At 33.6% G+C, this 11,206-nt stretch carries 3 protein-coding genes; 1 reads left to right on the top strand and 2 read right to left on the bottom strand.

Annotated features, from left to right (window positions below; translation table 11 throughout):
* On the bottom strand, positions 1–5,805 hold a 5,805-nt coding region (locus JAO71_RS15030), incomplete at its 3' end, for a BspA family leucine-rich repeat surface protein (protein ID WP_203001610.1).
* Positions 5,806–6,616: 811 nt separating this feature from the next.
* On the opposite strand from JAO71_RS15030, the gene JAO71_RS15025 reads away from it, so the two are divergent.
* Positions 6,617–10,300: an RICIN domain-containing protein gene (locus tag JAO71_RS15025; RefSeq protein ID WP_116822561.1), complete on the top strand. Its 3,684-nt coding sequence runs from the start codon at positions 6,617–6,619 to the stop codon at positions 10,298–10,300.
* Between the two features lie 335 nt (positions 10,301–10,635).
* Here JAO71_RS15025 and JAO71_RS15020 read toward each other — a convergent pair whose 3' ends face one another.
* Positions 10,636–11,085 carry a lipocalin-like domain-containing protein gene (locus JAO71_RS15020; protein WP_116822562.1) on the bottom strand — a complete coding sequence of 150 codons (450 nt, stop codon included), beginning with the start codon at positions 11,083–11,085 and terminating at the stop codon, positions 10,636–10,638.
* Positions 11,086–11,206: the final 121 nt, after the last annotated feature.

Here is an 11,206-nt window from a genome sequence, read left to right as displayed (position 1 = left end):
CGCCGCATTCCAAGTTAAATCCGTAGTAATGTCTACGTCAGTTGCGTTGTCTAGTGGACTAGTCAAAGTTGTACAGTTAGGAGGCGTAGGTAAGGTTTCAGTCGTAAATGATTCCTCAGTACATCCTATTGCATTACCCACCGCGTTGTATGGTGTAATGTTAACATATATGGTTGTTGTTTCAGGTAAATCTGATACCAAGTTGTAAGTTGTTACATCTCCAAGATCTTGGTTATCTATAATATCCGTTCCACCAGAAGTTGTCCCTACCGAGATACTATATCCAGTTGCGTCAGTCGCCGCATTCCAAGTTAAATCCGTAGTAATGTCTACGTCAGTTGCGTTGTCTAGTGGACTAGTCAAAGTTGTACAGTTAGGAGGCGTAGGTAAGGTTTCAGTCGTAAATGATTCCTCAGTACATCCTGTAGCGGTAGCTATCGCGTTATATGGTGCAATTGTTACGAATATTGTAGTTGTTTCAGGTAAATCAGAAACTAGGTTATAAGTAGTTACATTACCAACATCTTGGTTATCTAAAATATCAGTACCACCAGTTGTAGTCCCTACAGAGATTATATATCCAGTAGCCTCTGTTATAGCAGTCCAACTTAAATCCGTCGTAATGTCCACGTCAGTTGCATTGTTTAATGGTATAGTTAGACTGGTACAATTTGGAGGATCTGTTGAAGCAGCATCTCCGGTTCTAATACTTTCTTCAGAACAACCTATAGCATCACCTACAGCGTTATAAGGTATTATGTTTACAAAAATTAAACGATTAGTATCTAGGTTATTAGGAAGATCGTAAGTTGTTACATTTCCAACATCAATACTATTAAGAATTTCAATACCACCACTAGTTGTCCCTAATGACAGTAAGTACCCTGTAGCATTAGGGATAGCATTCCAAGAAAAATCTGTATCTATTAAGACATCTGTAGCACCATCTAAGGGTAGTGTTAAGCTAGTACACTCTGGAGCAACAGGAATAGTTTCTGTGGTGAAACTCTCTTCGGCACATGTTATGGCATCTCCAATAGTGTTATATGGTGTTATTTGCACATAAATTATAGTGTTTTCAGGAAGGTCTGTAGTTAATTGATAGGCTGTTACATTGGCAACATCGATATCATTTAGTATATCATTACCACCAGAAGTTGTTCCTACTGTGATTCTATACCCATCGGCATTAGCAATTGGTTCCCATTCTATATCAGTATCTACAGTTATATCCGAACTGTCATGTAATGGTAATGTTAATGTTGTACAATCTGGCACAGTTGGTGCGCTATTATTGGTAATAATAAAACTTTCGGTTGTACAAGCCAATGCCTGTCCTTCATCATTAAAAGGTGTAATTGTAACTTCTACAATTTCACTTCCTGAAAAATCTGATAAAAATTGATAAGATGTTTCAGTAACTGTTTCGTTATCCACTAATAGGATATTACCAGGCTGTACTACGACAGTTAATAAATAGGCGTTAGTATAAGGTGTTGGTTCCCAATTGATGTTTGTGTTAACAGGTACATCGATGTCTCCATTTAAAGGTGAAATTAATTGAGTACAAGTTGGTATAGGACAGTCTAAAAGATCTCCTGTAATAGTCCATCCATAAGTATCAATTATATATTGTCTTTGTGCTTGAGCATCACAATACAATAGATTTTGAGCACCAAGATTTATATTAGAATTTAAGGCAAGCTCAGACCAAGCGATTAATGTTGCATCATAATTTTCTCTAGATAATGCAGTATAATCAAGCATGTATTGCATGTTGGTCACGTTACTAACATCCCAAGCCGATAACGGTTGGTTAAAAGCTGTGGCATTACTGAACATGTATTTCATATCTGTGGTTCCAATATTCCAATCGTCTAAATTCTGATCGAAAGCTGTTGCATTTCTAAACATAGAGATCATATTAGACACATTAAGAACTTTCCAACTATTAAGCGATTGATTAAAAGCTATGGCGTCGTAAAACATTTCTTCCATAGTGATCACACCTCTTACATTCCAGCTGTCGATAGTTCCATTAAAAATGCTAGCCCCTCTAAACATTTCTTCCATAGTTGTTACAGAAGCCACATTCCATGAGTTCATGGTTTGATTGTAACTTGTTGCATTTTTAAACATGGCTTGCATTGTGTTAACAAAGGACACATTCCAAATGTCTATATTTTGATTAAAATTAGAGGCACCATAAAACATTTCTGCCATGGTTAATACTTCACCAGTGTTCCAATTGTTTAGTGTTTGATTAAAAAGTATGGCATTTTTAAACATACTTTCCATATTAGTAACAGAAGCAACAGTCCAATCATTAATGGGTGAGTCAAAAGCAGTTGCGTTTTCAAACATAGAAGGCATTAAAGTAACAGAGCTAACGGTCCAATCGTTTAAGTCTTGGTTAAATAGCGAAGCATTTTTAAACATAGAAGACATGTTAGCAACAGCACTAACATCCCAAAGATTTAATGGTTGGTTAAAGACTTCGGCGTATTCAAACATAGAGGTCATATCTACTACAGAATTGACATCCCATCCATTTAGTGGTTTGTTAAAAGCTTTAGCGTTTTTAAATGTTGACGCCATATTTATAACATTGGTTACGTTCCAGGCACTAATGTCTTGATTAAACACCTCTGCGCTTTCAAACATAGACTGCATGTTGGTTACAGCAATTGGAATCCAGTTATCTAAAGGCGTATTGAAGTTAGTCGCACTTTCAAACATAGAACTCATGTCGTTAACAGAAGTGACATTCCAACTATTAATATTTTGATTGAAAGCTGTTGCATTTTCAAACATTGAAGACATGTTAGTGACATTACTAACAATCCAATTGTCTATTGGTTGATTAAAGTTGCTTGCACTGTTAAACATTTCTTGCATGGTGATAACAGCGGTCACATCCCAATCAAGTAGAGGTTGGTTGAATAGACTTGCTCTATTAAACATCTGTTTCATACTGGTCACTGCGCTTACATCCCAGCTGTTTATGTTTTGGTTAAATGCACTAGTATAAGAAAACATACTGTTCATACTAGTAACATTGCTTGTTACCCAATTGTCTAATGGTTGGTCAAAAATGCTAGTCCCATAAAACATATAATTCATATTGTTGACGTTGGATACATCCCAATCATTTAAAGGTTGATTAAAAGCAGTAGCACTTTGAAACATACTAGACATGTCTTCAATATTACTAACATCCCAATCGTTTATATTACCATTAAAAAGATTGGTAGAACCAAACATACGATATGTGGTTGTTACCTGTGACAAATCAGGTAAGTCTGTAGCGTTGTATTCCATATTTCTACAATAATAGAACGCGTTTTTCATTGATTGCCATTGTTGGGTTCCCCATTGATCTATAGACAGTAATTTTTGATTGTCTCGCGCAAAATTAGAATAGTAATGAGCTGGATAGTCTCCAATAATACTGATGGTATAAATACCTGGGACAAGGTAAGTATGGGTAATACCTCCAGTTACATTATTATTGAATTGATTATCTCCCCAGTCTATAGAGTAATTATAAGTTAGGTAATCTGGATATCCAGAGTTAGCATCTATTCTAATTTGATTATCATCACTAGTATAGCTTTGTGATAGACTGGTGTCTATAGTAATTTTAAAGGCTGTAGGGTCATTAACCCAACTAGATATAACACTAAAACTTTCTTCTGTACATCCTATAGCATCTCCATCTGTTGCATTGTAAGGCACTACGGATACGAAAACAGTGTCGCCAGGTGTTAAATCTGATGTCAAGTCTAAACCAGTTACATTACCGACATCTAGGTCTGTTACTACAGTAGTAACGACACCACTATTTTCTATTCGATAACTAATTTTATAACCTGTAGCTCCAGGAACCATTTCCCAAATTATATCTGTATTTGATGGGACGTTAGTATCACCATTAAGAGGAGAAACCAAAGACGTACAAATTACAAATGAACAATTAATAATATCGTCATTTATTGTCCAATTAGAGTTATCAATTAGGTTTTGTCGTTGGTTCAAACTATCGCAATAGTTTAATCCTTCTGCACCAAGTGTTACGTAATTTCTTACCGTTTGCGCCTCCCAACCAATTAATGTGTTATCGTAATTAGTTTGAGATAAACCAGAATCATCTAACATGTCGGCCATGTTTGTTACGTTACTTATGTTCCAGGATGCTAAGCTTTGGTCAAATGCAATTGCATTTCTAAACATGCTAGACATATTGGATACGGAGGACGTGTCCCAGTTATTTAATGTTTGGTTAAAAGTTGAAGGGTTAGTCGTAGAGGAGTAAAACATATATGACATATTGGTTACTTCTGAAGTCACCCAACCATTTAAAGGTTGATTAAAAACACGTGCTGAACTAAACATAGCACTCATGTTTTTAACCTTACTAACATCCCATATTTCAAGAGGTTGGTTAAACGTAGTATTTGATGCAAACATAGCACTCATGTCTGTTACTTTACTAACATCCCAACTTGCAATAGCTTGATTAAACGCATTTGCAGAACGAAACATATTATTCATATTAGTAACATTACTAACATCCCAACCTGTAATATCCTGATTAAATAGATAAGCAGTTTCAAACATTGATTGCATATCAACAACATTACTAACATCCCAGGTTGTAATATCCTCATTAAATTGAGTTGCACCATCAAACATCGACTTCATATCTGTAACTGCACTAACAATCCAACTATTTAAAGGTTGATTAAAATATCTGTTATCCCTGAACATGAAACTCATGTTGGTTACATTGCTAACGTCCCAATCGTTAATTGGCTGGTTAAATCTAGTACTTCCAAAGTATCCATCAAACATATGAGACATATTGGTAACACTGCTAACTATCCAACTGTTTAGTGGTTGATCAAAGACTGTATTTTTATAAAACATATACGACATGTCTTGTACATTACTTACGTTCCAAATTTCTATAGGTTGATTAAAATCTGCGTCTCTAAACATATAAGACATGTCAGTTACATTATTAACTAACCAACTACTTAATGGAAGGTTAAAAGTGGTGTTATAAAACATGAAAGACATATCTGTTACATTACTAACTTCCCAACCATTTATACTTTGATTAAATGCAGAAGCAGAATAAAACATTTTAGACATTGTCGTTACTTGTGCTGTATTCCAATTGTCTAGAGGCTCATTGAAGCTTGATGTGTTGTAGAATGTTTCTGACATATCTGTAACATTACCTGTATTCCATAAGTCTAAAGGTCTATTAAAAATAGAAGCGCCATAAAAGATACCTGAAAGATCTGTAATGGTACTTACATCCCAATGATTTATAATACCGTTGAAAGCTTCGGCATTTTTAAACATGTTTTTAAGCGTTGTTACCTGTGATAAATCAGGAGCATCTATGGCATCAAAATTTAAATTTTCACAACCATAAAAAGCATTTTCCATGGTTTTCCATTGGATATTACCCCAGTTTAAAATTTCTATAATTTTTAATTTATCACCTTGATTATTAAAATATATAGAAGGGAATGTACCACTTATAGTTATTGTATACGTGTTTGGAGTTACATAAGTATGAGTGATATCTCCGGTAACTCCAGTGTCTGTTTGTCCATCTCCCCAATCTATATTATAATTATAAGTATACGCTGGATTTGTTGGTATTTTAATTTCGTTAATTGCAGAAGTCCCTGTGTCAGTATTAGACGTATTCCAAAGCGATGAGAATTCGGTTTGTGACAAAGACGTAAGACTTAAAAATAAAAAAAGTAAAGTAATCGTGTGTTTCATGAAATTAAATTTTAAAAAATCGGCAAAATTAATTTTAAATTTTGAGAGTAATAATTTACTTAGTGTTTGGGTTTGTTGACTTAAAATAGTTCGTTTTTTGAACGTAATTAGTATTTGATTAGAGGTAAGCGTTTACAACTAAAGGTTTTTGATTTTGTGTTATATTCAGCTATGTTTTTGCTTATTTAATAGAAGTTGACTCATTGATTTTATAAATATTTCTTACTATACCGAAAGCTATTTTATGTTGTTCTCTGAAAACCTAATTATTTCCAATAGTTAAAGTCCATGATTTTAAGTCAGTAAAGCATGCGGTGTTAACTCCGTTTTTTGTGATAATGATAGCTCTTTTAATGTCATATTTATAGTATTACATTTGTTTCAAAATGCAAAGGTCTTATTCTTTATAAAACTTTTACACCCTGAATTCAGTGAAAAATGTAATGGTTCAGATTTCAGTGGTTTTTCGCTTATTTTTTTTAAAATACTAGTTTTGTTTAGAAAAGAAAAGTTCATCAAAATTGTGCTTTGTCTTGGTACAGTTTTTTATAAAGTTCTTATTTGATCTGTGTCAGTTTCTCTTTTGTTAATACTGGACTAAAAAGCTCTTACATGTTTTCTGTTTTGCTGATTGAAAGTAGTCAGTATACCATGAAATTTATGAAACTAAAACATTAAATAAGCTGTGGTTTATATCTTATTGAATGATTTTACTTTTTTTATCTAAAAACACGATGAAGAGAAGATTTTTGTTAAAAAAAGACGTTAATTTTATCAAATAATAAATTATCAACCATTAAATTATTAAATCATGAAATTAATTAATGTCTTTAAAGGAGTCATAACGTTAGTTGTGCTCTTTTCATTTAGTCGCATACATGCACAGCGCATTTATGTTTCAAAAACTGGAGATGATGCCAATCCAGGCACAGTAAATCAACCTTTTAAAACAATAGCAAAAGCATCTGCAGTAGCTAATCCTGGTAATACTATTGTTATTGGAGAAGGGACTTATGAGGAAACTATCAAACCTTCAAAATCAGGAACACCAGGAAACCCTATTGTTTATACCTCTAAACAAGGAGAAAAAGTTATTATTTCAGCAATGCAAGCCTTAAGCGGGTGGACATCTGATGGAGGCAGTATATGGAAAACTACTGTAAATTGGGATTTAGAGCAACGTAATTTTGTAACCCGAGGCGCTACCGTTTTGGATTTAGCCAGATGGCCCAATAATACCGATGGCGATCGTTTTACATTAAACTCATTACGTAATGAGGGCGGAAGTCAAGATGAGGTGTCTATAAATGCTTTTTTAACAGATGGAGATATTCCAAATTGGCCATGGTCAAATGGAGGGTCTATTATGTTTTACGGAGATCGTTCAGGATCAGGATGGACAACATGGAGAGCGTGGATAAAAAACCAATCTTCTGGAAGAGTAACTTTTGATGCGGTCAAAAATCAAAATTGGATAATTACTGCACATCCACCTGGAGATAAAGGTGATTATTATTTAGAAGGCATTAAAGAAGCCTTAGATTATCAAAACGAATGGTACTTTGACGCTAACACAAACACACTTTTTGTGCAACTACCTGGAGGTTTAAAACCTAATGATGGAGAAGTGCAAATGGCAAAAAGACGCTTGACCGCTGACTTAGAAAATCGTAATTATATACATATTGAAAACCTTGCCCTATTTGGAGGTACAGTAAGTATTAAAGGAAACGGAAATAATTTAAAAGGCGTAAAGGTGTTATATGGAAGTATGACACGAGGTATTAGTCCAAATTTTAATTCAGGTATCAATGCAGTTGATATTAAATATGGATCTAATAACACCATTATTGAAAATTCTGAAGTAGGTTTTGGAGACGGAACAGGTGTTTGGGATTCTGGAGATGCTACAATCATTAGGAATAATTACATTCATGATTTTGACTTTTTAGGATCTTATGATGCTCCTGTCATGGCTAGAGGTAAAAACACGAAGGTTTTACGTAATAATATCTCTCGTGGTGGTAGAGATGGTATTCAGATAACAAGCAAAAATTCTGAAGTTGCTTGGAATGATATCTCTTATAGTAACCTTATTGCTGATGATTGTGGTTTACTTTATACCATTAACAAAGGTTTAAATATGGATATTCATCACAACTGGTTTCATGACGCGGAAAGTAGAGGCGAATTGAAGAAAGCAGCAGGTATTTATTTAGATAATGATGCTGAAAATGTTCGAGTATACCGTAATGTAGTTTGGAATGTCGAGTGGACAAATATTCAAATTAATTGGAATGGAAAGGATATTGATATATTTAATAATACGTTAGTCAAAGCTGATGGCGGTACTATGGGAGCTTGGCATAAAGCAGGTACGGCGTTTACTAATGTTAAAGTATGGAATAATATTACGGATACATATAGAACCGACCAAGGTGGAAATCAGGAAACAGAAGGGACTTGGGAGCCACAGTCTGATAAACAAAACAACCTTGTAGATCAAACCTCATTTATAAACTTTAATGCGAACAATTATAGGTTAAATAATGGAACATTAGCAGTAGATGCAGGTAGAGTTATTAGTGGTTATACTAATGGTTTTATTGGCGCAGCTCCTGATGTTGGAGCTTATGAAGTAGGAGATAACTGGGTACCTGGACCAAATTGGAATATAATCCAAGGCCCTACAGGTATTTGTTATGATTTACCAGGAGAAAGTTGTAATACAGGAGTTGAGGATAGTGTTAGACCAGATGCTAATATAGCTGATGGAGTATACTATATTCAAAATCCAACTAATGATTTTAAAATTAATAGTCCTAATGGACGTGTTGTGAATACAGAGGAAACTACCGATATTAGTGCACAATGGCAAATCACCAAAGAAGGTACTTATTACACGATTAAAAATCTTAGAAATAATGAGTTTTTAGAAGTGCCTTATGCTGCTTGTAATAAAAATGAAAAGGCAGAGAATGCTAATCTTAATTTAGGAACGTATAATTCGACTAGTGGTAATCATCAAAAATGGGGGATTACTAAAGTTGGTGAAGATTATTTTTTAGAACCTTTACATTGCGAAAAGGTCGTAGATAGAAACAATGGTAATGCTATGCATTTATGGCCATACGTAGCAGGAAATACAAATCAAAATTGGAAAATTATTAGAGTTGAGGATAATGTTAGACCAGATGCTAATTTAGCTGATGGGGTATACTATGTTCAAAACCCAACTAATGATTTTAAAATTAATAGTCCTAATGGACGTGTTGTAAATACAGCGTTAACTACCGATGTTAGTGCTCAATGGCAAATTACCAAAGAAGGTACTTATTACACGGTTAAAAACCTTAGAAATAATGAATTTTTAGAGGTGCCTTATGCTGCTTGTAATAAAAATGAAAAGGTAGAGAATGCTAATCTTAATTTAGGAACGTATAATTCGACTAGTGGTAATCATCAAAAATGGGGGATTACTAAAGTTGGTGAAGATTATTTTTTAGAGCCTTTACACTGCGAAAAGGTCGTAGATAGAAACAATGGTAATGGTATGCATTTATGGCCATACGTAGTAGGAAATACAAATCAAAATTGGAAAATTATTAGAGTTGAGGACGTTTGTTCTGCTAGTACTGCTATTTCTAATTTTGAGACTACAGATGCAACTAATACGTCCATTACATTTGCATTTGATACACTTGAAGGCGTAAATACATACGAAGTTAGAGCTTGGCCTAAAGGTCAGTTTACAGGAAATATTAATACTCCAACAGCAGCAGCATTCAAAGGTGGATCTTCCTCTCCAATAACTATTGATGGATTAACAGCAGAGACTGAATATACAGTTGTTATACGTGCTATTTGTAGTACAGGAGGCGCATCAGAAATGACACAGATTGATACTTTTACATCTGGACCATGTACTGTAAATGGAGCAATAACTTCAGTTAGAAAAGTGGGTGAAACAAATCAATCTATTTCAATAGGATTTAATGAGTTTACAGGTAGTAATAGATATGAGTTAAGAGCTTGGCCTAAAGGACAGTTTACAGGAAACATTAATAATCCGATTGCAACGTCCTACGCAAGTGGGACTTCATCACCAATAACAATCAATGGTTTAGCATCAGGTACTGAATATACGCTAGTTTTACGTGCTATTTGTTCTCAAGGTGTTACTTCAAAATTAATTGTAATAGATAGTGCTACATCTAGTTCTGTTTCCAGAATTGATACCACTATTGAAGACCAAGAAGATACGATTGTTTTATATCCAACCCCATTAAAAGAAGGGGTGTTAACCATTTATTTAGGACACTATAAAACATCAAAAGTAAGTATTATTGATTTGCAAGGTAATATTGTATATCACACCGAAACCAATGAACAATATCTTAAAATAGATCGCACATTATTTGGACACTCTGGGTTCTATTTTGTTAGAGTTGAACAACAAGGTGTTTTTACAACTAAAAAAATTCTAGTAAACTAAAATATAGAGACTAGTAGTTAAATTCATGCCTTTAGAGTTGACAAAAAAGTGTGCCAAACACTTTTTAAAAGGCTAGAAATTTCTTGAATTTTCTGAGCGGTTTAAAACCGATGCAAATTGAAATTTATAAAGGCATGAATTTATAATGTTATAGACGGTTATTTATTGAATAAACCTTAAGTGGGGCAGCTTTTTTATACAACATCCTTGATGAGGTTAGCTACGTGATTTAACAACTAACTTAATAAATACAAACCGGAAACAAAATACGCGCGTATTATTGTAAGTAGGGTAGGACTAGCTATAAATTATATGCAGAGTTGTAGTTGCTTTATCTATAATTTTGTTAATGTTTGAGTAAATTGGTCTAAGTTTCCATCTTCATCATAATCGATTGATAGTTTATATCTCAATATTGATTCATTTAATTCTAAAATTTCGGCAGAATATGAATCTCCATTTTGTGTGAAATTCAGAATATTATCATCAATCATCCAAGTTCCGTTTGAACTACTAACTTGTTCGCAACCATTTCCGGTTAGGTTTTCAAATTCAGTTTGTTCATAAATTCCATTAGAACTATAAATTTGATACTCATTATTTTGTTGACATTCATCATCAAAATCGATATTATTTCCATTTAAAGTTTGTGATGTAAAACCCCATTCTCCAATAATTAATTCAGAATAATTTTGAGAATTTGAGTTTGAATCATCATCATCACTATTACAACTATATGTAAAAATTGATATTATTATAATACATAATAATTTACTTGTTTTCATATATTTAATTTTGGTTCATGTTTAAATTGGTTACTTTATGATAATATAAATTTACCTACATGTTTAAGCGTTAAAGTTAACAATTAAATCACAGATAAAATATACCACATGAATTTTAGTA

The sequence above is a fragment of the Olleya sediminilitoris genome, assembly GCF_016785945.1.
GTDB classification, from domain to species: Bacteria; Bacteroidota; Bacteroidia; order Flavobacteriales; family Flavobacteriaceae; genus Olleya; species Olleya sediminilitoris.
The sequence above is the reverse complement of the archived record's forward strand: the minus strand, read 5'-3'. Positions and strand labels throughout refer to the sequence as shown.